A 22768-nucleotide genomic window follows, 5' to 3' on the forward strand; every position below is an offset into this window, starting at 1 on the left:
ATGCCATGGCTGGTCAGTCGTCCGGGCATTGTGGTAATTTTACCGGATGGATTCAGTTCGTACTTCCGCCTGCTGGAAGAAACCTGAAAGAATGTTTTTTCAACAGGATAAAACTTTTACCATTACGGAGGCGTCTTATTGCTGACTGATGAATTGAAAACCACGAGGTGAGAATCAGACAAGATTTACAAACTGAAAATTGGGTTTTACGGTATCAAGCAGGAGATGAAAAGGCTCTGGGGTTGCTGATGGATCATTGGCAAAAGCGAATCTACAACCTGGCGTATAAAATGGTTGCAGATGAAGCTGTCGCCAAAGACATCCTGCAGAAGACCTTTATCAAGGTATACCAACACCTGCACAAACTGGAGGAAGCGGATAAGTTTCGTCCCTGGGTTTATAAGATCGCCGTAAACTTCTGTAACAGCGAATTACGAAAAACAAAACGCACGGAGTCGCTGACCGACGTACATGCCGGCATGGTAACCTCCGGCATCACCAGCGAACACCGGCTTGAGCAAAGCGAATTGAAGGATTTGATCTGGCAGACCCTGGGTCAAATTCCAGAGGAACAGAAAGCAGTAATCATCATGAAAGAATACGAGGGCTTTAAGTTCCAGGAGATAGCGGACATCCTTGACATCTCAATCAACACAGCAAAATCCCGCTTGTATTACGGCTTGCGGTCCATGAAAAAATTATTAAGTGAGAATCCACACACCAAAGCGTATTATTATGAATATCACTAACCGCCAGGAGAAATTAATCGACTACCTCTACGATGAACTGAGCAAGGAAGAGCGGGCTGCCTTTGAAAAAGAACTGGAGGCTGATCCAACGCTGCGGAAAGAATTGCAACAAATGCAGCAGGTACGCAGCCATCTCCAATCAGTACCCAACCTGGAATTGCGTGAACCTCTGGCTATGCCCACGGCCACACCTCCGCAGGAATCTCACCGGTTGCGGTGGCTGAAACCTTTTTACGGTGTGGCTGCATCCATCGCGGCTTTACTGCTCCTGGGAGCATGGACAGGATTGCATGTGGAAGCCGGCAAAGGAGAACTGGTGCTGGCCTTTGGTAAGAATGCAGTTCGCAGCCAGGCTATCCAGGATCCGGAATCCATAACTCCGGAAATACAAAAATACCTCGACCGGTATTTACAGGCCAATACCGTCCAGGTCAATTCACTGGTGACGACAGCAGAAACCAAGATGCAGGATTGGCTGAGTCAGCAACAGAATTCTTTTGAACAAGTGGTCTCGGATAAATATTTGGTTCAATCGAAGCCCATGTCTTCCGGTACTTATGTGACGCTGGAAGGGTTGCATTCACTGATGCAAAAACAGAATAAAGAAATTGAAGCCAAACTTGATTTTTTTGCCGAGAATTTCTTTCAATATCTGCAGGCTACCCAACAACAAAATCAACAGCTGTTACAAGCCGGATTGCGGGAACTGGCTAAAACCATGCAGGAGCAAAACCTGCTGGATCCCCGCTATTCTAATCAAACTCAACAGGTTAATCAAAATTACGAATGATGAAAAAAGTAAGCATAACGCTGCTCTTAATGCTGGCCGGGTTCCTGGTGTCCTACGGTCAGGCTGACGAAAGCCGCATGGACCGGGACATAAATGTCTGTCAGGATGTCCTGCAGAGCCTCATGCGCCAGGAGTTTCAACAAGGCTACCGGTTCGGTGGGTTTACCGGAACGGAAGCCGAGTATCTGGAAAATGAAGGGGTTATATTCCGTGTACGGCCAGATAACATGTTGTGGGATGGCCGGGGGATCTATGGTGTCAGCGGCAATATAAAAGACGCTACCATCACACTTCAGCGGGCTATTGGCGATGCCGTGGATGACGAACAGATCCGGGAAAAAGCGGAAGCCCGGCGGGATAAAATGTACGAAGAACAACAGGAAAAAATGGAGGGCATCCTCGATCGGTACCAGCAGGTGGCAACCAATTTTCTGGCCGATTATGCTCACCTGCTCTCTCAGCTGAAGGACAATGAACAGGTGATCGTCCAGATCAAATTGAACCGGATGCAGGGATTTTTTGTGTCAAGCGGCTGTGAGGATTGTCCTGCAACAATTGCTTATGCACCTCAGGCAGATTCGGATGAGAGTATGGATCAGATCAATCTTTCGGTGCCTATGGCGGTGATCAGTAAATATCACCAGGAGAAAATTTCTCGTGAAGCCTTCGAAAGTGAGATCGATGTGGAAAGAGTTACCCGGAACACGGCCCGGGATGCCAATATGGAGATCTTTGCCTCCGCACTGGATAAATTATTTGATCAGCAGATATCCAAAACATATTTTATCTCCAGTCCTTCCGTGAGCTATGAACGACTGAGTAATCTGGGAGCTATCTTCAACGTGAAAGTGTATTCCTCCAACATCAATGGGAAGGACTCTTACTCGATGCCCACCCAGGGCACCGATGACATGTCCAAGGAAGAACGCAACACGCGGGTCAAGAAGTTGTATCCCGAGTTTATCGATGCGATGAAAGACGCTCTGGTTGACTACGGGAGGATCATCAATTCACTGGATGAAGATGATAGCGTGGTCATCCGGATCCGCATGACCGAATGTGAGGACTGCGGATTACCAGAGAAAGTAGAGTTATCGGTGAAGATGAGTGACCTTAAAGGGTACGACATGCAAAAGCTTTCGCGGGATGCAGTAAAAGATAAGATCAGGGTCAAAGAAACAGAATAAGGATTAACCGGCCGGATCAGTCGAAAGGTTGATTTGCCAGCCGGTGTTACTTATACGTAAGAGTTACGGCCTGTTTACAGGAAGCCCCGGAATATTATTCCGGGGTATTTTTTTGATAAAGGTATTGCGCAACCAGTTTGTTGCAGTTATATTTGCAACTGCATGGTTGCAAGAAATGAATCCTATGAAACGAGACGTATTTCAAGCGGTGGCCGATCCAACCCGCCGCGCCATTTTGATTCTTATCGCCAGTCAGGCTATGACTCCCAATGCATTGGCAGACCATTTTGAGACTTCCCGTCAGGCCGTTTCGAAGCACATCCAGTTCTTAATGGAATGTGATGTGATCCGATCGGATAAAGTAGGCCGGGAAATCTACTATGGATTAAAAATGGATAAGATGGATAACCTGAGGACCTGGTTTGATCAACTACGCCGTCAGTGGGAAGATCGTTTTGAGCAACTGGACCAGGTATTGATCAATTTAAAATCGCAACAGAAATGAAAACAAGTATGATGATGGATTTTTCCATCGACCGGGAGAACAAATCCGTACATGTCAGGCGATCCTTTGCAGCAGATCAGAAAACGGTCTGGGCTGCCTGGACACAACCCGACCTCCTGGATAAATGGTGGGCACCACGCCCTTTCGTGGCAAAAACCAAATCAATGGACTTCAAAGTCGGTGGACGCCGACTGTATGCAATGATGGGGCCCAATGGGGAAGAACACTGGGCTTTGGCCGACTACACTTCGATCACGCCGATCACGAATTTTACGTATCTGGATGCCTTCTGTGATGCGGATGGCAATTTGAACCCGGATTTTCCCCGTTCGGACTGGGACGTGCATTTTGACGGATCGGGAGATACGACGGAGGTCCATGTGGTGATCAAACACACCCGGCTGGAAGATCTGGAGATGATCATTAAGCTGGGATTCAAAGAAGGATTTACGCTGGCTCTGGGGCATTTGGATGAACTCCTCGGGCAATAATTACCGGCAACAAACCATGGAAAAACAAAAGCGGCCGGGTTCTAGGCGGCCGCTTTACTGGATTATGCGAAAAATTAATTTGTTAAACACCATGGGCAGTAGCCATCATTCTAACTTCATTTAAAGGTTTCCCAAAGCACCGGATAATCAAAATACAGTCCATCTGAAGCCCTTAATGCAGCTACAATAATGAAATACAGCATCCCGAAATAATATCCGATCCCAGTGAGTATCAACAGGGGGATGACGATCTTGATACCGGAAGCGATGGCAATTACCTGCATGATCACGGCAAGGATCAATCCAACGGTCCAACTGATGTGGAAGTTCAATACCTCCCGGCCCTGCTGGTCCAGGTAGGCTGACCGGTCACGTTTACTACTCCAGATGATCAGTGGCCCCAGGATATTACCGAAAGGTATGATGTGCATGGCCAGTGCCGATAGATGTAAGGCTATTCCCCAGTCGCGCTCCTCTCTTGTCAATTCGGTGATCATCTTTTTTTATTGAAAATTATCAGGAAGCAGCATGTGGTGCCAACTCCATTCGATGGATCCAGGCAGGTTATCGACGGGAAACGGTTAAAATACTCCTGATGATACCTGTTTTGCACCGACAAACGGAGCCGATTCAGGTGCAAGTTATTTTTCCAGTGCGGACAGATTTCTCCGTATACCGGTATACCCAGGTCGCTTCAGTGGTGAATTCCGGAATTCTTCAGCAAAAACATCCTCACTCATTTCCAGCCATTCGTGTTTGTCCCACTCCATCCAATGTCCCTGAGGCTGGAATGCCGGTTCATGATGGGGCGTGGCAAACCTGTTCCAGGGACACACCTGCTGGCAGATGTCGCAGCCAAAAACCCAGTTTTCCATTTTGGCGTGAAATGCTTCCGGGATGCGTTCGCCTTTCAGTTCAATGGTGAGGTAGGAGATGCATTTACTGCCATCCATGAGGTAGCCTTCCTCGGCGATGGCCCCGGTGGGGCAGGCCTCGATGCATTTCCGGCAGGTGCCGCAATGATCGCGGACCGGCTCATCGGGTTCCAGTTCCAGATCAATGATCAATTCGGCCAGGAAAAAATAGGATCCGATGCGTGGATGGATGAGCAGGGTGTTTTTTCCGATCCAACCTAACCCGGCGCGTTGAGCCCAGTCCCGCTCCAATACCGGTGCTGAATCCACAAAACAACGTCCTGAGACAGGACCACATTGATGGCGGATGGAATCGAGCAGATCTTTCAGTTTCTTTTTCAGCACCCCATGATAATCTTCTCCATAGGCATATTTAGCCACCTGAGGTGCTTCGGGGTTCTGGTGTACCTCTCCCGGAAAATAATTGTAGGCCAGGCAAACGACCGATTTGGCACCGGGGACCAATTTGGTGGGATCAACACGTTTTTCGAAGTGATTGGACATCCACTCCATGGTGCCCTGATAACCCTGGTTCAGCCATTGCTGCAAGTGCTCCGCTTCCTGATCCAGCCGTTCAGCCCGGGCAATACCTACCAGCAGAAAGCCGGCTTCCTGGGCAAGTGATTTGACTATGTTGGAATTATTAGTTATAAATTTTGAGTTATGAGTTATGCTTTTTCGTGGTAATGATTGCAGAACGTATCATTTTCAGTATTCCTTTTGCCTTTGATTCCACAGGTTAATAATGTTAACTGCAAATTCAAAACTTTGACTAATTATTGCACCCTTTCTCTCACTTATAACTCATAAATTATAATCCATAACTCACAAAATCTGCAGTTTCGCAAACTTGAGCATGATCCTGCGCTCCGGGTTATCGACCTGAGGGAAAACGATGGTTGCTACGCGTTTATCCCGCTCGCCATCTACCCGCTTGACCTCTCCTTCGCCAAACTTCAGATGAAGCACTTTCATGCCGGCCTGGATCTGGTTTGGATCAGCTGCATGGAAGTTGGCAGGATCTATTTTAGGGGTAAAAGCAGGCTTGGGAGGTTTCGGGAATATACCTCCAAGCACTTTCGGTTCCGGAAATCCCTGCTGCTGCCCACGGCTGGTGGCTCCCGGATCCAGCACTTCATCGTCCAGCTCATCCAGAAAACGGCTGGGGTCGTTGAAGCGCATCTGCCCAAACTGGTAGCGGCTATTGGCAAAAGAAAGGGTAAGCATTTCTTTGGCACGGGTGATCGCTACATAAAATAAGCGTCGTTCTTCTTCGATTTGTTCGGGTGAGGAAAGAGACATAAAAGACGGGAATAAATTCTCTTCCAGGCCCACCACAAAAACGGCACGAAATTCCAATCCCTTGGCCGCATGCACCGACATCAGCGACACGTATTCGGTCTGTTTGGTGTCTTCATCCATATCGGTGAGGAGGGATATCTGCTGCAGATAAGCTGCGAGGGACTTGTCCTGAACATCCTGACCCTCGATGACTTCGTCGTTCTCAACAAATTCCTGAACGCCGTCCAGCAGGGCATTGACGTTTTCCAGTCTTGCCAGTCCTTCGATGGAATTCTCTGCTTTGAGGTGACCCATGATTCCTGATGTCTTGGACAGATGCGCGGTGACCTCATAAGCATTTTGGGTGGATGCCATCCGGTTTGACTCCAGCACAATGCGGGCAAAATCTTTTAGTGCAGTGGCCGTCCGGGCGCCCAGCTCTACCTGCTGCATCGCCTGCCAATACGATATCTCCTGTGCGTTGGCCAGGTTAGCGATTGCGTCGAATGAAGACTGCCCGATACCGCGTTTGGGATAATTGATAACCCGGCGGAAGGCTTCGTCATCATTGGGATTGATGGCTAAACGCAGGTAGGCGATCATATCCTTGACCTCTTTGCGTTGATAAAAACTCAGACCACCAAAGATCCGGTAAGGAATGTTGTAGCGTCGCAGGTATTCTTCAAAAACACGGCTCTGAGCATTGGTGCGGTAGAGGATCGCAATCTCGTGGCTGGGCAGGTTGTGACGGTTTTTGTATTCGACGATGGTGTCGGCGATCCGCCGTCCTTCTTCCGTATCGGACATGGCCTTGATCAACTGGATCTTTTGACCACCATCGTGTTCAGTCCATAAATCTTTGGTGATCTGTTTTTTGTTATGGGTGATGATCTTATTCGCAGCTTTGACGATAAACTGGGTGGAGCGGTAATTCTGCTCCAGTTTGTAAACCGAAAGTTCCGGGTAGTCTTCCTGGTAGTCAAAGATGTTCTGAAGGGTAGCGCCACGGAAAGCATAGATGCTTTGTGCATCGTCACCCACGACGCAAATGTTGCGGGCACTCCCTTCATAATCGGTCAATAATTTCAGGATGGAGTATTGCAGATAGTTGGTATCCTGGAACTCGTCCACCAGGATGTACTGGAATTGCTGCTGGTATTTCTGGCGGACGCCGTCTTTGTTCAGGTAGAGCAATTTGAACAATTGATACAGCAGGTCGTCAAAATCCATGGCGCCGGCGCGATGACAACGAGCTGCATATTTCTCATAGATCTTGTACAGCATGGGCATGCGGTTCTGCCGGTCCTGCTCCATCAGTTCCGGAGATTTGGCATATACGATGGGGGATATGACGTTGGATTTGGCGCTTGAGATGCGGGTGCGGACGGCGCCGACATTATAGGCATTGCGATCCAGCTCCATCTCCTTGATGATCGATGCGATCAGACTTTTGGTATCGTCGGTGTCGTAGATGGTAAAGTTGGAGGAATAACCGATTTTCTCCGCTTCCACACGCAGGATGCGGGCGAAAATAGAGTGGAAGGTACCGGCCCAGATGTATTGGGCTTTGCGGCCGACTACCCGCTCGATACGTTCTTTCATCTCCCTGGCCGCCTTATTGGTAAAGGTTAGGGAGAGTATCTGCCAGGGTGGAATGCCGCTGTCGATGAGGTAGGCGATGCGGTAGGTGAGTACGCGGGTTTTGCCGCTACCAGGTCCGGCGATTACCATGACCGGGCCATCGATATGCGTGACGGCTTGTCGCTGCACCTCATTCAATTCATTCAGGTAGTCCAATCTTCTGCTTTCGGTCATGGGGCAAAGATAAAGAAGATGCATATATGTTTGGGAAGGGTAGAGAAATGTTGAAGGTTGAGGGTTGAATGTTGAATGGGTCGGGGAATTCAAGGGCGACGGTCAGCACGAGCGCGGAGAGGCATCGACCACGTTCAGCCTGTCAAAAAAGCTATGGTCACCCCGAGCGGAGTTGAGGGGGGAAAATCAGGTGGTCATTCCGGTGTAATTGCTTTATACGACTCCGGTGTAAACCGTGGCGTACAAATGCAAAGAAAGCGAAGATCGGAGGCTCCGGTATTAGTAATTTGTTGGGGTGTGCCGGCAGGGAAGAACACGACATCGCCTGTTTTCACGATTTGGTCCATTTCATTGAAGGAGACCCTGCCCTGACCTTCCAGGATATAATAGGCTTCGCCGACGTCCAGCCGGTGCAATTCGGTGGTCACACCTGGTTCCACCCGGGCCTGTGCAATGGATAGGTTATTGCATGCCTGCAAGTTCAGGATTTCCACGATATGACAGCGTTCACGGGTATAGAATTCCTGGGTGATATCGGTCGTAAAAATACTTGGCATAAAGCTTCATTTTTCAATCCGTTAAGCGCATTCTCAGCAAGGGGTATTCATACCCCTGGTCATCCCGGTCGGTCCGTTCATAAACGGTGAATCCCAGGGATTGATAAAATTGGACGGCTGCTGCATTCTGCTCATTGACATCCACCTTATTTGCGTCCAGTACATTTATGGCAAAATCCATCAGTTTCCTCCCTAAACCCATCCGGAAGTAGTCCGGTGCGAGGAAAAGCATTTCCACCTTGCGATGCAGAACTCCGATGAAACCGGCAAGTGTTGTTTGTTCCAGCAGGCAGTAGACTTGAAAATGATTGAAATCGATCTCCTGTACCAGCTCCCGGATGGCGGCTAAGTCTCCGGGCTTCAAAAAGAAATGCGTGGCCAGTACCGACTTCTCCCATACGGCCAACAGCTGGGTGTGCAGGCCGTCATGATAAGGGATAATGTATTGCCCGTCCGTTTGCATCATCCGATTCGAATCCGATTGATGCGGTCTCCCACCACAAAGGATTTCATTTGTTCTTCCAGCTCACCATATTCGTCCGGAGCTACTGTTCTCGCCATAGTTCCATCCTGAAGCAGGTGGATGCAATCACAAGTCTGTTGAAGAGTGGCAAAAATATGTGAGGATATCAAGACTGTTTTTTGCATGGATTTCAATTTTCGGATGATATCCAGAATGATCATGTTGCTGTGGATATCCACTCCATTGAAAGGTTCATCCAGGATAAACAAATCATTTTTCTGCAACAGAATCCCCATCAGGGCCAGCTTTTTCTTCATGCCGGTGGAATAGGTGTCTGCGTATTGATCAAGTGGCAGGTCAAAGATATTCTGTTCTTCAAAAGCTTCCTCACGGATGCCACGGGCGATGCATACTAATTTCAGAAATTCCCAGCCGGTGATCCGGGAAAGGTATTCGGGATTGGTCGGTAAAAATCCGGTATGATCTTTTAGCACCGGATAAGGGCTTTGAATGGTTCCGGCATACGACTCCAGGCCGGCAATGCAGCGGAACAAAGTAGTTTTGCCAGATCCGTTTTCGCCTACGATACCATAAATTCTGCCTGGTTCAAAGGTGAGATTGATCCGCTTCAATACCTGATGATTTCCAAAGGATTTACTGAGTTCCAGAACGCTGATCATGATAAATAGGGAGTTATTTGTCGAATTGCCTGACGATAAAATACCGGAACCATAAACAGCAACATGGGCGGAAACCATAAGCTCAGGCCAACCAATAGTCCCTGTGGTATGCTCATCTCGTGTGGATATGCAGAATATTTCGCCAGGATCAAGAATGCCAGGAAGACGAATCCCAGGGCTAGTATTCCGGAGCTGACCCAGATTGAATCCGTAAACGCGATGCAAATCGCCATCCAAACCGGCAGGCATAGGATGCTCAGTCCAATCCAGGCAGTACGGATCTTATGCTTTAAAAAGGCTTTTGGCGTCAAGGCATGGATCCAGGCATAATAGACCTTCTCAGGGTAGGCATAAAAAGACATTACGGTAAGGGCAATCAGGATCATGGCGGAGAGGGACAATCCGTAATTATGGACTTGTATCCCTTTAACCAATAAAAAAATGATGATAACAGGCATCCACCAGGCTTTCCGGATCCCTGCCGGTAACTCAAATGGAAACCGTTTGAATGGGGTAGGGATGATAAATCCTATCCGGTCAGGTGATCGCATAAATACCAGTACCGGCGCACTTATGATTAAAAATGCTGCAAAATAGATATGGCGCTCACCAAGCAGGAACAATGCGAATGGAAGTGCAGCAAGTCCATTTTCCAGGAGCCTTATCCTCTGCAAGGTAGCCGCTGGAAATATCCACCTCAATTGTTCCACCCGGTGCTTATTGCCAAGCTGTGAGATGACAATCAATCCAATAGCCATGAATATCCAGGCAGCCCAATCGACCCGGTAGAACAGATAATAAGAACCGGCAAGAAATCCCGCCAGGATCAACAATGTGCCGATAGCAGGATGTACCCCTGAAGCGACCAGCAGACGTTTGAACCGGACAAACTGCAATTGAAAGTAATATTCCATAAAAGCCAGTAAGCGAACGCACGGGTAAATATAACTGCTTCCCGGGCATCCTGATGGCCAGTACCGTGGGAATTGCCGGGTGCTTCTGATGATTTGCAGTTGTATCCGGGGAGATGGAAATCAAGAAAAGGATGGAATCAAATCCCATTGAAGTCCATAAAAAAGAAAATGAGTGGTCATATCCACCAGTTAACTAAAGTCAATGCCCTACCTTTAAGCATCCCCGGAATTTTCACCAAAACAATTAAAAATGACGGACGTACCGGCCAAGACATTAAAAACTTATGCTTCCATAACGGGTATTTCATTACTGATCATGACTGTCGCAGCCATCTTTGCCGTGGGATGGTTATCAAAAGCAGAGACCGGAATTCCGAATGATACGGTAAGCTGGTCACTGCGTGGAAGCATTGGCGCCTGGTTACTGATACTGATCACGGATGTGCTGGTGGCCTGGGCCCTGTATGTCCTGCTGCGACCGGTAGATCGTTTCTGGTCGCTGCTGTCGGGGTGGCTACGAATGCTCTATGCCGGCATTCTCGGCATTGCCATTGTCTTTTTGTTGCTTGCAAAACAGTCCGGCCTCGAATCGACGGAAACGGCGTTAACACATATTGGTACTTTCCGGGATGTCTGGTCCTTTGGTTTGATCCTTTTTGGCTTCCACTTACTGATCCTGGGACCATTGTGTGTTAAATCGGAATATGTTCCCAAATGGATCGGTTATTTGATAACACTTGCCGGTGTGGGATATGTGATCATACACCTGGGGAATACGCTCGTGCCTGATTTTTCCGGGATCAGAAAGATCCTGGAAATGATTTTCATGTTGCCCATGATCGTGGGTGAGGTAGGATTGGCAATATGGTTATTGGTACGCAGAAACCGGCTTCCTGAACTGGTATTGGTCGGACAATAATTTGATGGGTAAAACTGGATTTGCAAGTCATTCCAACATATTACCAAATCCGGAAAAACCTGAGGTGAGGTGTCTGATTGATGGCTCCCTCACCCCAGTTGGCATCATCGTTTTGCCCAGTATAAATTTCCTTGATTGTTATTGGGTGACAGGACCTGGTGCAATACGTCCACAAGGTCAAGCGGATTGCCATTGGAAGCTATCTCTACCGGCCGTGTGCTGGTAAAAAACAAATAATTGCCATTTGACGCTACATAGGGACAATAGTCCAGTTGTGCTGAGTTAAAGTTTAACCGTCCGGCAGGTAGCCACGTACCATTGGCACCTTTCCGGCTGATGTACAGATCACCGCCTCCGATGGCATCAGATCTTCCATCGCTGGAAAAGTAGATGAATTGCTCATCCGGATCAATGAATGCATTGTATTCTCCCCGGATGGAATTGATGGCCACCGGCAGGGATTCCGGGGTATTATACTGGCCATTTACGAAAGAAGACATCCAGATATCCTCACCACCCTTGCCTCCGCCACGCTCCGACGTAAAGTAAAGGTTACCATTTTTGGCAATCGATGGGTAAAATTCATTTCCGGGCGAATTGATCCCTCCTCCGGCAAGTTTTGGTTCACCCCAGCTTCCTCCCTGCGGACGATCCACAAACCAGATGTCAAAATCTTTGGCAGTCCCGGTCAGACTGCGGTTGGAGGCGAAGAACAGCGTGTTTCCATCGGCGGATAAAGCCGGTTCCAGATCAGCCTGCCCGCTGGAGAAAGGCACCGGTTTGATCAGCGACCAGTACCCATTTGTGTAGCGGGTGTAGACGATGATGGACCGTGTTGCAGTATACTGCAGGGTAAAATATAGTTCTGTGCCGTCCGGTGAGATGGCAAAATCCCGTTCGTTGTATGGCGTCGAGATTAGATACGGAGCGAACAACCGGGGAGCAAGTGAGTTCGGTGTTTCCTGATTATAGAAGGCCCATTGCCCGTTCACCTCGAGACTGCAGAGGGTAGGCAGCAACAGGAAGAATGGTTTTAGATTCAATCGCATGGTTCAGGATTTGGTAAATGAAAGGGTAGCGACCAGTTCAGTTGTCAGTAGTTTGGCTTCATCCAGTTCTTTCCCCTGGCGCAAAAACTCCAGATTAAGCGCGGTCAATGCCAGCTTTCCAGCCTCAGACAGCATAGCCTGGTTACCCGGGATACGAAGCGCTTCCAGGACCAGCTGTTGGTCATCCAGCTGGAGTATTGTATAGCTTAACGTATTACCCTGGGCATCGGTGGTCGTTAAAAGTTGGAAATCCTCACTGAGGTGGTAGGTTCCCTGCTGCCGGCTATTCGATGCACCATATTCGTAATAGCCATCTTCCAGTCGCATCGTCTGGTTCCTGACGGGCAGTTCAGCCATATCTTGCCCGGCAATAATGGTCATCGTCGACAGCTGCCAGATGCCCTGGACGAGGCTGGCAGGTGATTGGCTATCCTTTTTGCATTGAACGGAAAGCTGGACAGAAAGTACAAACCACAAAACCGGTATTTTCATTCTGGTAAATTGTGGTGTATAGCTAGGGATTCCTTTTGACAGGCAGATTAAAAGTGTACCAAATTGAAAGAAAAGGGTACCAATACATCAATTACTGCCTGAATTTTCAGACTAACCGGGAGGTCTGGTCAGTGAGGGAAGTGGTTCAGGAATTCATTCTTGTAAGTGGCACCAATGGGGATCACTTTGTCGTTGCTCAGTGTGACGAATTTGTGGTTATACGATTTAATGTGATCCTTGGAAATAATAAATGATTTATGGATCCGGATCAGTTGAGCAGGCAGGCCGGGCTCAAAATTTCCAATATTCAATTTGGTGACAACTGTTTGGTCCGTGGTGACAATTTTAATGTATTGTCGCAGGCTTTCCACGTAGAGTATATCGTGAAAATTGATCCGAGTCATCGCCCGGTTGGTTGGTACAAAAATGTGATCTGGCGAGGTGATTTCCTGGTTTAATCCGGTGGCCTCGGCAGATCTTGGTTTTAATTTATTGATGGCCTTCATAAAACGCACCAGCTCAATGGGCTTCAATAAATAATCCACAACGTTTAATTCAAATCCTTCCAGGGCATATTGGTGATAGGCCGAGGTCACGATGATCTGTGGCGGATCTGGCAATGTTTTTAGGAAATCGAAACCTTTTATTTTAGGCAAATGCAAATCAAGGAAGATGACGTCAATGGATTCATTTTGTAAATAATCTGCGGCAATGAATGCATTTTCACAGACAGCGACCAGATGCAAATAATTTATTTGTGCCAGGTATTCGGTAAGCAACTCGGCAGCCAGTGGTTCATCCTCAAGGATGAGACAGTTTAGTTGATGCATAAGAGTTCAGATTTATGCGCAGGAACACAGAAAACTGCTGATCCTGGTCTTTAATATCCAATTGATAGTCCCGGTACAATAAATGCAACCTTTTATTTAAATTCTCCAATCCGATTCCAGCTTGTTCTTTCGTTTCTTTTGATTCGTATGAATTGACCACCTCAGCTGATAATTGGGCTCCCTCCAGATTGATGTGGATATGGATAAATGCCTGATGTTGGCTTTCGCTGCTGCCGTGTTTAAAGGCATTTTCCAGGATAGGCAAGAGGAGCATGGGTGCTATGGGTTGGGAGGAAGAAGCAGGTAATTCTATGATCAATTCCAGTTTGTTTTTCCGGTAACGAAGTTTCTCCAGTTCCAGGTAGTCCTGAATAAATTTGAGCTCCTGATCAAAGGCAATTAATTCCTGGTTGGAGTCATACAATAAAAACCGCAGTAATCCTGCTAATTTGTGGATGGCTGACGGAGCTTCCTGTTGATGATTTTTTGCCAGCACATAAATATTATTCAAGGTGTTGAATAAAAAATGAGGGTTGATCTGACTTCTCAGAAAATGTAATTCGGCTTCCAGTTTTTGTTGCCTCACTATTTCCCGGTCACGTACCAGCACGGAGCGCAGTTCAAAAAAATTCATGAAATTAAACAACCCGAATACGACGATCATGTCGATGGCTGAGTTGGTCAGATAGGAAGGCCCCCAAAACGGTACATCCACCCGTTCATGAAGCGCCAGCGGATAAGCGATGTAATTACTCACCCAGCGCTGAGCCAATATGGAAACAATTAACAACAGCACAATTTTAACCACCTGGAACCAGGTTCGCTGATTGTCCTGTGAATTCGAAAGGGCCTGGTTGATCAGGTAGACACTGAGATAGCACAAAACAAATTTTACAGGCAGCAGGCAGGCTTCTACTGTTACAGAAGCCCAGATTTTTTGCGTCAGGGTCAGTGAATCGCCACTTCTGAAATTGAATAAATATTCGGCATAGGACTGCCATGCCAGGTAAAGCAACCAATAAAAGAAATGCCGGAGGATACCGCGTTTTGCCACATTCAAAGTTACCAATAGCCGATAATTTATCCTCCTCTGTTAAGCAGGATTGCTACGGCGTTGATGAATGCTTGATGAAAGTGTACCAACGTAAGTATTAGGGGTATGAAGTTGACCGGTTTAATCCTCGCAGGCATTGAGATTGGTAGGAATATCCTGTATCTTGGTTTTGGATGACCACAGGGCCGGTGTGGTTTCCGCACAAATGAACTATGACAGATCAACCAAAAGAATCGGACTGGAAAATCTTCAGTGCCAATGTGGCGCGGTGGCGAGAGCAGTATCTGGCTCAGCGCAACCGGGATTTGGTTGAAGTCTTGTCGGATACAAACCTGACCTCTACCGATCAGTTTTGGATCACCAAAAAAAAGATGGAAGAAGAAGCCGAAATCCTGCAAAAATGTTTCGGTGAATTATCCCGGTCAAAATTGCTGCTGTCACTGCATAATTTATGCGTGCATGGATTTATCCCGGAAGAGGACCTTGATCTTTTCAGCGAGACGCTTTGCGAAAAAATGCATGGGTGGCTGGAAGAAGCAGAAGGAGATTAACCCGATCCCGATCTTGGTTTCCATCGTTGATGACATGGTTTGATTTTTGTAAGGTTCCGTTTGAAATTGAAAGAGGATTAGTGCTGGTCTCCTTTAATTTTGTTGGAACAAAACAACCAACAAAATGTCCTTTGTCCGAAACATAATTTTAACCTGGGCCATACTGCTGCTGACCACAATGGCTCTGGCCCAGGAAGTGAACTCAGTGCCGGAACCCATCCAGTTGCATGGCGCATTGAGTGTTACCAATAATGGGTTTTCCTTTGTACCCACTTTTACATTGGGAAAGCCAGCGGCGATCCTCGATTTGTCCGTAAGTCATAAGCGCCTGAGCTTTGACCCGCAGCTACGGTTTTCGCTGGAAGGGAAACCATGGTCCATCGTTTTCATGTGGCGCTACAAATTAATCAGACAGGATAAATTTCAGCTCCAGGCTGGCTCCCATCTTCCGGCACTGGCATTTAGTTCGGAGTCGTATGAAGAAAATGGCATAGTGAACGAACGGATCCGGGTGCAGCGCTTTTTGCCCTTTGATCTGGCAGCCAATTATAAGGTTTCGGAGCACCTGGACCTGGGTATGTATTATTTGCTGGCATTTGGACCCAAGGAGACCACGACCAAGCTGTCGAATTTTATCACATTCCGGGTTAACTGGCATGATATCCCCCTGGGAAATCGATTGAGGTTAAAGATCAATCCACAGGTTTATTACCTCCGATTGGATGATCTGGACGGCTTCTTTACGGCAGGCAATCTGGTGCTGTCTCTGAAGGATTTCCCTTTTTCAATAGGTACGACCATGAATCAGGCAATTAAAACAAATATTGATACAAAGAACTGTCCTACGATATTAGCGCATTAACCATTGCATATCAGGATGTCGTACTTTTTGGTGAAACGGACTGTTCCATTGTTGAATACTTTGAAAGCCAAGGTTTGAATGGAGAATTGCTTGAGACTAGGGACGTAGTTTGCAACTGGACGCTCTATCAAATAACAGAATGTTATTGTAGCCGCGCTGGGTGGATAACTAGCTGTTATGATTGTAATACCTACTATCAATATGAATGGGTGTGTAGTGGTTCCTATTCAGGAGGTGGCGGTGGGGGTGGTGGATCTACTCCTCCATCTTCGGATTCCGATCCAGATGATAATATAAATCCTATCGAAGCTTTAATAAGTCCGATTTTCGAATGCTTATACAATGAGTTTATGAAAGGTAATTATAGCCTGTTCAATCAGACTATTGGTGTCTTTAAAGATTTAACCAATTATCAATTAAACTTTAAACCAGGCTCAATTTACGATCATACGAGTTGGTGGTACGATGGCAGTAATATATGCAATATTGATATTTATTTAGACCTTAATCAATCACCCATAAATATGGCAGATGCTATACTACATGAGGGTATACATGCAGCAATGAGCTTATATTTAGTGGATGACGGAATACCTACCGGGTTAAATACAGTTCAATATCTTCAGTATTATAAAACTTACTCTGGATATCGCGACTATGCAGACCATGTGTTTATCGGGGATTTCTATATCAAACCCATAGCCAGAGTACTAAGGCAGTTAGATAGTAATAGACTGCCTGAATATAAATACTACGGAATTGTTTATGAAGGAATCGAAAGGGCGGTGGAAGCTGCAGGCGTTACTAGGCTAGTAGATGAATATAGCCAATATAAGTCTTACAACAATGAAGCTAGACAGAATTCAAGGATATGCGATGGGAGTAATTATTAAATACAAGTTACAAATGAGTCTGATGTTGTACTTTTTGCTTGCTTTTACGGTTTGTGTGTCAAACACATCGAATCAAAGTGCTGATACTTGTAGTAATAGGTCAGAAATTACAGCAAAGGTTCTTGATTCTTTAGAGTTTATCTTTTTCCCAAAGATCCCTTCTTTTACAGAAAAGACTATAAACCATTTCAATCTGTGGGCGAACTTTGAGGACACTGATATTAAGCGATATTTAGATTCAATTAGTCAATCGGATATCAAAGATGCTATTGAAGATGACAAATCTTTTTCTAAGGATGAAATTGAATGCATACATCGCTTATCTATGAAGAGTTTTGAGGATTATGCTTCGGATAACTTGAAGGATAATAGCATTTTGTTTTCCAGGCCGATAATACTGGAGAATAAAGCTTATTTGCGAGTTACTTTTTACAGAGATAGAACTTTTGCCTCAGGTTTCCTCGTAAATCTTGAATTGATCAATGAATCTTGGGTGATTAGATCTAAACAACAAGTATCGATAGGATAGTATTTGGTTAAATGTGAGTAATCAAAAAAGAGCTCACCCGAATACGGTAGCTCCTTTTCCTGGCATTATCGCGGTGCCAGTCTTCGCGGTAGCCTCATTCAAATTCCATCCTGCTAGGCGTACGACCATGAATTGCAAGACGAGTTGAGTGTTGAATGAAAAAGCAGAACCGAAGGGGTCGACGGAATGGTAGGGTGGGATTGATGACTGCTAGCAAAGATTCTAGTATTTAACCACCTTGATCGGTATCTGATCGGGGCTGCCGGGTTTGCTGACTACCAGCAAATACATCCCATTGGCAAAATTGGTCAGATCCAGTTGGATTGATTTTTTATCGAGATACGTTTGTTTTTGAATCAGAATTCCCTGCATGGTAAACAGAGAAAACGTTAATTCAGGCTGGATATCTTTAAATTCTATCCGGAGACGATCCTGTGTGGGGTTGGGAAACGTTCGCACCTTGTCGGGAGAAAAGGACTCGGGTACACTGGTTGTCAGCATGGCGTAACACCCGGTGGTATCGATGCATCCTGCTTTAGCTATTTCCACAGCGTAGCTGCCACTGGCGGTAGGTACATAGTTGTACCCGGTAGCTCCGGGAATAGGCAGAAAACCATCATCGCAACTTAACCATTGATACCGGGCGCCGGGTTCACTGGAAGACAAAGCGCCAAGCTTAACCAGAAGATCTGCATTAATCCGGGTGACTCCTAGGGAGGTGACCATCAGGCTGTCGTATTGAGAAGTCGTTTGGAGTGTATCGTAATAGATGCCGGCAGTCCTTTGATAGGCCCCCTGCAAATATACACTGTCGCCCTGACAGATCTGCTCGGACCGGTAGTATACCCGCATCGAAGAGGTATCTACAACAATGACCGGGACGGAAATTGTATCCGAGACGATGGGATTGCATCGGGAGTTAAACACTTTGAGTTTAACCTGCTTGATCCCGGGCTGCTCATAAGTATGCACCACATTGATGTTGTTATACCGGGCTCCATCATCAAAAGCCCAGTAGAATGAGTCGGCATTGATGCTGAGATTACTGAAAAAGACTTCAGCGGTGTTGGTATGGCGATCGTATGCCGGCGCCTGGGGTAGGTAAGTGAATGCGGATGTCGGTGGGAGACATTGAAAACTACCAAAAAAACTGGCTTCCGTCATGACCGTTTTTTTACTGGTCACCCTTCCCTTGGCCTGCAAAACGGGAATGGTGAAGTTTGGGTCAAACCATTGATAGAGGACCATGGTGTCGTTTGTGACAAGGGTTTCACCTTGATTGACCAGGGTGTTTGAACGGATCAGCAAGGTTTTAACTTTCAATACTGAAGGATAGGCATTGTATGGGGTAATCACACTTCCCCATCCTTCTACCTCATTGATGCGCCGGATGGTCGTGGTTAAGCCGATGGGAATCCCAAATGCTTCCAAACTAATCATGTATTGCCCGGTCGAATGGTCTTCCTGTCCGTATTTCAACGGAAATTTTAGGAGGTATCATATGCGAATATTCGATCAGCAGTTGAATGGGCCTGCCATCCAGGTTGAACGTGCCCCGATCATTTTTGCTGCCAGTGCTTCATCGGTTTTCTGGTAATGCTCGATGACATGGCTGAGGGAAAGTATTTGGTACGGATGGAGTCGGTTTGAGCAATCGCCAGGTTGAAATTTGATTTGAACGTTTCTTTACAATTCGCAAAGCATTCGGAGCTGGCAAGGCATTTTATATCCGGCCAGATAGGGTCTATGTAAGCCAGTTCCTGCTGATATTTTACTTTAAGCTTGCTGTAATTCCAGGTATAATTGGCACCGGTCGCCGCGAAATCAAACGACGCGAGATCCCGGGTGGCGATGCTGACCAGCTGTCCGTCACCCACAGCTGCAAAATCGGATGCCTGATATACAGGCTGGGCGCACAGTCCTGAGAACAGGTAAAAAGCAAGGATGGTATACCAAAATGAACGGTATTTCTTCAACGACGAATTGAAGGTCTGAATGATGGAAATGGTTTCTTTTTTACCGTCCTTCCGGCCCATAGGATTCTCAGGTAAATAGGTTACTGGTAAGCCCTGCCTGACTTATTCACCACATTCCCTACAATTTTTGTACCATGGTATGTGCATGTCCTGTTACAGACCGGTCACTCCCTTGAATGAATTGGCATTTTTCCCCATTTCGAACGAATTTATCGCCTATTTAGAGTTAACAGAGCGCGAAGCCGGAAGGGCGGAGAATCTCTTTCTCAGGATGTTTGACGAGGCTGCTTCCGGCTAACCATTCAAATACAACATTGTAAAAATTCTGGTTGGAGAGTTGCTGCATCTTGCCATGAAAACCAGGCTGGGTGATTTGGATTAACCGTTAGGATACACGGCTGTGGAATGTCTTACCCTGGAATCTGTGGAGTTTCTGGAACACCAGTTCCCTGTTGAATAGCCGTTTTGCACCCAGGTTCATTGATGCACATTTTATAGAAAATGAAGTCGACCCGCCCGGAAAGGGTGAGGTGCCATTCCCGCCGACCATTGATGCCGTGGCCAATGCATTGTATAAAGCCACCGGAAAGCGCTCGTACAATCAACCCTTCCTGGGGAAAACCAGATGCTGGGATAACCCGGGGCACGAAGTCCATACCGAATACAGTCCGTAAGTTACTTCCACCAGGCTGTGCTGCCTGTAAATCATGAATTACCCGTAGGCATTGGGCAAGTGTGGCCGGGGTGCCTTATCTTAGAACAAAGCAAATCATGATGCAGGTTAAAACCAAAATGGGCAGACGATCATTTTTAAAATCCTCGGCAGTCGCCGGAAGCGGCCTGGTGCTTGGATTTAGCTGGCTGGCCGGCTGCCAACCTGGTGCTATGGATCCCGAAGATCTTCCTGAGGAATGGTTTGCCATCAATGCTTATTTGAAAATAGGAAGCAATGGGCTTGTAACCATCGTATCGCCAAATCCCGAGGGCGGACAGAATGTCAAGACATCCATGCCGATGATCGTGGCTGATGAGCTGGATGTGGATTGGAATCAGGTCATCGTGGAACAAGCTCCCCTGAATACCGATGCATTTACGCGGCAGTTTATCGGCGGTAGCCAGGCCATCCGGCAAAGCTGGCAGGGCTTGCGTATGGCAGGAGCATCCGCCCGATACATGCTGCGCCAGGCAGCAGCTCAAGCCTGGCAGGTACCACTCGATGAAGTTACCACCCACGAAGGCGTGCTTTATCACGAGGGTAGCGGAAAATCAGCTACCTACGGGGATCTGGCCAATGCCGCTGCAAAAATTCCTGTACCGCAAGAGGTGACATTGAAAGACATAAAGGATTTCGGGATCATCGGCACCTCCCGCAAAAATGTGGATGGCCTGAAAATCGTTACCGGCCAGCCATTATTTGGAATTGATGTACAGCAAGAGGGCATGCTGATCGCGATGATCGTGCACCCTCCGGCTTTTGGAATGAAACTGAAATCGGCTGATGTCGATGGTGTTACGAAATTGCCGGGCATCCGGGATGTCTTCTCCTTTAAGTCCATGCAGGATGATTACGAACGTCAATATTTTGATACGGTCACTTTTACCGACCTGGTTGCCATAGTGGGCCAATCCACCTGGGAGGTGATGAATGCCAAGAAGGCACTGCGCGTAGAGTGGGAAGCCATTGCAGATACCACGGTGCCGGTAGACCGCTTTGGGCAAAAACAAACCATCACCATACCCGCCGGCCTGGAAGGCACGGCTTCGCATCAGGAATTAATCGCAGCAGCGGCGGCAAAACCTGGCAATATCCGCAGGAAAGACGGTGATCCCGATCGTGCATTCAGGCAGGCAGCCAAAGTCATCGAACGTACGTATTCGGCACCTTTCCTGGCGCACAACTGCATGGAGCCTATGAATTTTTTTGCTCATGTCAACGACGGCCAGGCAAGGTTGAGGGGCCCCCTGCAAAAACCGGAATATACCGAAAAGACGGTCTCTGCCCGGCTGGGGATTCCGCTTGAGAACATCGACATCCAAATGACCCGGCTGGGTGGCGGCTATGGGCGGCGGTCCTATGCCCACTGGCTGGTCGAAGCTGCCGTGATCTCCCAACGGATGAATGCGCCCATCAAATTAATTTACTCCAGGGAGGATGACATGACCTCGGGTATCTATCGCCCCATGTATCAGGCGACTTACCGGGCAGCCCTGGACGCCAACAACCAGCTGACCGCTTTCCATGTGAAAGCCGGAGGCATACCCGAGAGCCCATTGTTTCCAGACCGTTTTCCGGCCGGAGCCGTTGACAATTACCTGGCCGAAGAATGGGTGATCCCTTCCAATATAACGATTGGGTCATTCCGTGCTCCCAGGTCGAATTTTATGGCGGCGGCTGAACAATCCTTTCTCGACGAAGTAGCCGAGGCTGCAGGCCAGGATCCCATTGACTTCCGCCTCAGGCTGCTGAAGCAAGCCATGGAAAATCCGGTAGGGAAAGACAACGATTACGATGCTTCCCGTTATGCAGGTGTTCTGGAACTGGTGCGGGATAAATCCGGCTGGAACGAAGGCCAGCCCGGGGTGTACCGCGGTGTTTCTGCTTATTTTTGCCACAATACCTATGCGGCGGAAGTGCTCGATCTGACCCTTGAGGAGGGAAAACCGGTGGTTCAACGCGTATGCTGTGCTGTGGATTGTGGTATTGTTGTAAATCCGGATGCAGCAACCAACTTGGCGGAAGGAGCCATTGTGGATGGAGTTGGCAATGCCCTGTTTGGCGGTATGACCTTCAAGACAGGTGTGCCGGACAAATCCAATTTTGACACGTACCGGATGATCCGGATGGGAGAAGCTCCACGCAGGATCGACGTTCATTTTGTAGAGAATGAAATAGATCCTACCGGCATGGGTGAGCCGCCTTTTCCACCGGTGTTTGCTGCAGTCGCCAACGCCTTATACCGTGCTACGGGCCAGCGTTATTACCATCAGCCTTTTCTAAGCTCGAATCAGGTCCTGGGGTAAACGCCGCCCTCAACATGATCGCTTTTCCTGAGGCACCCTGCCTTTCACATCATTGATTTACGGTTGCATAAGCCGCTGAAGCCAAAGGCAATCAGGCCGGATCATTTATTTGATTTTCGTAACCATCTGTTTGGTTCGCGTTGTGCATGCCGATGTCCTGCGGGCGAACTTTGCATCCAATAATACGTTGAGCATTCAGACATAAGTGATAGCAACGTTCATTTATTTCATTAAAAATCAAACGTC

The 22768-nt window shown here is 47.4% G+C and carries 26 protein-coding genes; 13 read left to right on the forward strand and 13 right to left on the reverse strand.

Annotated features, from left to right (window positions below; genetic code table 11):
* The first annotated feature begins 167 nt into the window (after positions 1–167).
* From H6570_00960 to H6570_00980, 5 genes are all read left to right on the forward strand, one after another.
* On the forward strand, positions 168–749 hold the full coding sequence (locus H6570_00960) for a sigma-70 family RNA polymerase sigma factor (GenBank protein MCB9317823.1): 582 nt from the start codon (positions 168–170) through the stop codon (positions 747–749).
* Complete coding sequence (locus H6570_00965) at positions 736–1539, forward strand: hypothetical protein (protein ID MCB9317824.1); 804 nt, start codon at positions 736–738, stop codon at positions 1537–1539. The genes H6570_00960 and H6570_00965 overlap by 14 nt, the downstream gene beginning before the upstream one ends.
* Entirely contained in the window at positions 1536–2726 is a 1191-nt protein-coding gene (locus H6570_00970) for a hypothetical protein (protein MCB9317825.1), read from the forward strand. The genes H6570_00965 and H6570_00970 overlap by 4 nt, the downstream gene beginning before the upstream one ends.
* A 184-nt stretch (positions 2727–2910) precedes the next feature.
* Positions 2911–3231, forward strand: coding sequence for a winged helix-turn-helix transcriptional regulator (locus H6570_00975; protein MCB9317826.1), 321 nt, complete (start codon positions 2911–2913; stop codon positions 3229–3231).
* The gene (locus H6570_00980) at positions 3228–3722 is read left to right on the forward strand and encodes an SRPBCC domain-containing protein (protein MCB9317827.1); all 495 of its coding nucleotides are present in this window, start codon (positions 3228–3230) and stop codon (positions 3720–3722) included. The genes H6570_00975 and H6570_00980 overlap by 4 nt, the downstream gene beginning before the upstream one ends.
* A gap of 116 nt (positions 3723–3838) precedes the next feature.
* Here the strand turns inward: H6570_00980 and H6570_00985 are convergent, their stop codons facing one another.
* From H6570_00985 to H6570_01015, 7 genes are all read right to left on the reverse strand, one after another.
* Positions 3839–4219: a DUF4870 domain-containing protein gene (locus H6570_00985; protein MCB9317828.1), complete on the reverse strand. Its 381-nt coding sequence runs from the start codon at positions 4217–4219 to the stop codon at positions 3839–3841.
* Positions 4220–4363: 144 nt separating this feature from the next.
* The gene (gene queG / locus H6570_00990) at positions 4364–5287 is read right to left on the reverse strand and encodes a tRNA epoxyqueuosine(34) reductase QueG (protein MCB9317829.1); all 924 of its coding nucleotides are present in this window, start codon (positions 5285–5287) and stop codon (positions 4364–4366) included.
* A 174-nt stretch (positions 5288–5461) separates the two neighbouring features.
* The gene (locus H6570_00995) at positions 5462–7714 is read right to left on the reverse strand and encodes a UvrD-helicase domain-containing protein (GenBank protein MCB9317830.1); all 2253 of its coding nucleotides are present in this window, start codon (positions 7712–7714) and stop codon (positions 5462–5464) included.
* A 212-nt stretch (positions 7715–7926) separates the two neighbouring features.
* On the reverse strand, positions 7927–8289 hold the full coding sequence (locus H6570_01000) for a cupin domain-containing protein (protein MCB9317831.1): 363 nt from the start codon (positions 8287–8289) through the stop codon (positions 7927–7929).
* 13 nt (positions 8290–8302) lie between these two features.
* Complete coding sequence (locus H6570_01005) at positions 8303–8752, reverse strand: GNAT family N-acetyltransferase (protein ID MCB9317832.1); 450 nt, start codon at positions 8750–8752, stop codon at positions 8303–8305.
* A complete protein-coding gene (locus tag H6570_01010) occupies positions 8752–9432 on the reverse strand; it encodes an ABC transporter ATP-binding protein (protein MCB9317833.1) in 681 nt (226 codons plus the stop codon). The genes H6570_01005 and H6570_01010 overlap by 1 nt, the downstream gene beginning before the upstream one ends.
* Positions 9429–10346: a hypothetical protein gene (locus H6570_01015; protein MCB9317834.1), complete on the reverse strand. Its 918-nt coding sequence runs from the start codon at positions 10344–10346 to the stop codon at positions 9429–9431. Before H6570_01015 ends, H6570_01010 begins: the two co-directional genes overlap by 4 nt.
* A gap of 250 nt (positions 10347–10596) precedes the next feature.
* Between H6570_01015 and H6570_01020 the strand changes: the two genes are divergently transcribed.
* The gene (locus tag H6570_01020) at positions 10597–11265 is read left to right on the forward strand and encodes a DUF4386 domain-containing protein (GenBank protein ID MCB9317835.1); all 669 of its coding nucleotides are present in this window, start codon (positions 10597–10599) and stop codon (positions 11263–11265) included.
* A gap of 104 nt (positions 11266–11369) precedes the next feature.
* Here the strand turns inward: H6570_01020 and H6570_01025 are convergent, their stop codons facing one another.
* The 4 genes from H6570_01025 to H6570_01040 form a co-directional block, all read right to left on the reverse strand.
* Positions 11370–12314: a PD40 domain-containing protein gene (locus tag H6570_01025; protein ID MCB9317836.1), complete on the reverse strand. Its 945-nt coding sequence runs from the start codon at positions 12312–12314 to the stop codon at positions 11370–11372.
* A 3-nt stretch (positions 12315–12317) separates the two neighbouring features.
* Complete coding sequence (locus H6570_01030) at positions 12318–12806, reverse strand: hypothetical protein (GenBank protein MCB9317837.1); 489 nt, start codon at positions 12804–12806, stop codon at positions 12318–12320.
* Between the two features lie 128 nt (positions 12807–12934).
* Positions 12935–13636, reverse strand: coding sequence for a response regulator transcription factor (locus H6570_01035; protein MCB9317838.1), 702 nt, complete (start codon positions 13634–13636; stop codon positions 12935–12937).
* Entirely contained in the window at positions 13608–14705 is a 1098-nt protein-coding gene (locus tag H6570_01040; GenBank protein ID MCB9317839.1) for a histidine kinase, read from the reverse strand. Before H6570_01040 ends, H6570_01035 begins: the two co-directional genes overlap by 29 nt.
* Positions 14706–14902: 197 nt before the next feature.
* On the opposite strand from H6570_01040, the gene H6570_01045 reads away from it, so the two are divergent.
* The 4 genes from H6570_01045 (at position 14903) to H6570_01060 (ending at position 17525) form a co-directional block, all read left to right on the forward strand.
* On the forward strand, positions 14903–15241 hold the full coding sequence (locus tag H6570_01045; GenBank protein ID MCB9317840.1) for a hypothetical protein: 339 nt from the start codon (positions 14903–14905) through the stop codon (positions 15239–15241).
* 124 nt (positions 15242–15365) lie between these two features.
* The gene (locus H6570_01050; protein MCB9317841.1) at positions 15366–16103 is read left to right on the forward strand and encodes a hypothetical protein; all 738 of its coding nucleotides are present in this window, start codon (positions 15366–15368) and stop codon (positions 16101–16103) included.
* 209 nt (positions 16104–16312) lie between these two features.
* Positions 16313–16996 (forward strand): hypothetical protein, encoded by a 684-nt coding sequence (locus H6570_01055; GenBank protein ID MCB9317842.1) that lies wholly within the window; start codon positions 16313–16315, stop codon positions 16994–16996.
* The gene (locus H6570_01060; GenBank protein MCB9317843.1) at positions 16950–17525 is read left to right on the forward strand and encodes a hypothetical protein; all 576 of its coding nucleotides are present in this window, start codon (positions 16950–16952) and stop codon (positions 17523–17525) included. The genes H6570_01055 and H6570_01060 overlap by 47 nt, the downstream gene beginning before the upstream one ends.
* Positions 17526–17747: 222 nt before the next feature.
* On the opposite strand, the gene H6570_01065 is transcribed toward H6570_01060, so the two are convergent.
* Both H6570_01065 and H6570_01070 read right to left on the reverse strand, forming a co-directional pair.
* Complete coding sequence (locus H6570_01065) at positions 17748–19004, reverse strand: T9SS type A sorting domain-containing protein (GenBank protein MCB9317844.1); 1257 nt, start codon at positions 19002–19004, stop codon at positions 17748–17750.
* An 80-nt stretch (positions 19005–19084) separates the two neighbouring features.
* A complete protein-coding gene (locus H6570_01070; protein MCB9317845.1) occupies positions 19085–19561 on the reverse strand; it encodes a hypothetical protein in 477 nt (158 codons plus the stop codon).
* An 85-nt stretch (positions 19562–19646) separates the two neighbouring features.
* Here H6570_01070 and H6570_01075 point away from each other — a divergent pair, with 85 nt between their 5' ends.
* The 3 genes from H6570_01075 to H6570_01085 all read left to right on the forward strand — a co-directional run bounded on the left by H6570_01075 (position 19647) and on the right by H6570_01085 (position 22522).
* Positions 19647–19799, forward strand: coding sequence for a hypothetical protein (locus H6570_01075; protein MCB9317846.1), 153 nt, complete (start codon positions 19647–19649; stop codon positions 19797–19799).
* Positions 19800–19953: 154 nt separating this feature from the next.
* Positions 19954–20175: a hypothetical protein gene (locus tag H6570_01080; GenBank protein MCB9317847.1), complete on the forward strand. Its 222-nt coding sequence runs from the start codon at positions 19954–19956 to the stop codon at positions 20173–20175.
* Positions 20176–20272: 97 nt separating this feature from the next.
* Positions 20273–22522, forward strand: coding sequence for a xanthine dehydrogenase family protein molybdopterin-binding subunit (locus tag H6570_01085; protein MCB9317848.1), 2250 nt, complete (start codon positions 20273–20275; stop codon positions 22520–22522).
* Positions 22523–22768 lie beyond the last annotated feature (246 nt).

This window comes from Lewinellaceae bacterium, from assembly GCA_020636135.1.
Classification (GTDB): domain Bacteria; phylum Bacteroidota; class Bacteroidia; order Chitinophagales; family Saprospiraceae; genus JAGQXC01.

Excerpts from the sequence above, each read along its gene's own strand:
- H6570_01005 (MCB9317832.1), bottom strand. The coding sequence starts at position 8,752 with ATGCAAACGGACGGGCAATACATTATCCCTTATCATGACGGCCTGCAC.
- H6570_01000 (MCB9317831.1), bottom strand. The coding sequence starts at position 8,289 with ATGCCAAGTATTTTTACGACCGATATCACCCAGGAATTCTATACCCGT.
- H6570_01085 (MCB9317848.1), top strand. The coding sequence starts at position 20,273 with ATGATGCAGGTTAAAACCAAAATGGGCAGACGATCATTTTTAAAATCC.
- H6570_00980 (MCB9317827.1), top strand. The coding sequence starts at position 3,228 with ATGAAAACAAGTATGATGATGGATTTTTCCATCGACCGGGAGAACAAA.
- H6570_01020 (MCB9317835.1), top strand. The coding sequence starts at position 10,597 with ATGACGGACGTACCGGCCAAGACATTAAAAACTTATGCTTCCATAACG.
- H6570_01045 (MCB9317840.1), top strand. The coding sequence starts at position 14,903 with ATGACAGATCAACCAAAAGAATCGGACTGGAAAATCTTCAGTGCCAAT.
- H6570_01010 (MCB9317833.1), bottom strand. The coding sequence starts at position 9,432 with ATGATCAGCGTTCTGGAACTCAGTAAATCCTTTGGAAATCATCAGGTA.
- H6570_01015 (MCB9317834.1), bottom strand. The coding sequence starts at position 10,346 with ATGGAATATTACTTTCAATTGCAGTTTGTCCGGTTCAAACGTCTGCTG.
- H6570_01060 (MCB9317843.1), top strand. The coding sequence starts at position 16,950 with ATGAAGCTAGACAGAATTCAAGGATATGCGATGGGAGTAATTATTAAA.
- H6570_01025 (MCB9317836.1), bottom strand. The coding sequence starts at position 12,314 with ATGCGATTGAATCTAAAACCATTCTTCCTGTTGCTGCCTACCCTCTGC.
- H6570_00985 (MCB9317828.1), bottom strand. The coding sequence starts at position 4,219 with ATGATCACCGAATTGACAAGAGAGGAGCGCGACTGGGGAATAGCCTTA.
- H6570_00965 (MCB9317824.1), top strand. The coding sequence starts at position 736 with ATGAATATCACTAACCGCCAGGAGAAATTAATCGACTACCTCTACGAT.
- H6570_01050 (MCB9317841.1), top strand. The coding sequence starts at position 15,366 with ATGTCCTTTGTCCGAAACATAATTTTAACCTGGGCCATACTGCTGCTG.
- H6570_01035 (MCB9317838.1), bottom strand. The coding sequence starts at position 13,636 with ATGCATCAACTAAACTGTCTCATCCTTGAGGATGAACCACTGGCTGCC.
- H6570_01070 (MCB9317845.1), bottom strand. The coding sequence starts at position 19,561 with ATGGGCCGGAAGGACGGTAAAAAAGAAACCATTTCCATCATTCAGACC.
- H6570_00975 (MCB9317826.1), top strand. The coding sequence starts at position 2,911 with ATGAAACGAGACGTATTTCAAGCGGTGGCCGATCCAACCCGCCGCGCC.
- H6570_00970 (MCB9317825.1), top strand. The coding sequence starts at position 1,536 with ATGATGAAAAAAGTAAGCATAACGCTGCTCTTAATGCTGGCCGGGTTC.
- H6570_01075 (MCB9317846.1), top strand. The coding sequence starts at position 19,647 with ATGTCCTGTTACAGACCGGTCACTCCCTTGAATGAATTGGCATTTTTC.
- H6570_01030 (MCB9317837.1), bottom strand. The coding sequence starts at position 12,806 with ATGAAAATACCGGTTTTGTGGTTTGTACTTTCTGTCCAGCTTTCCGTT.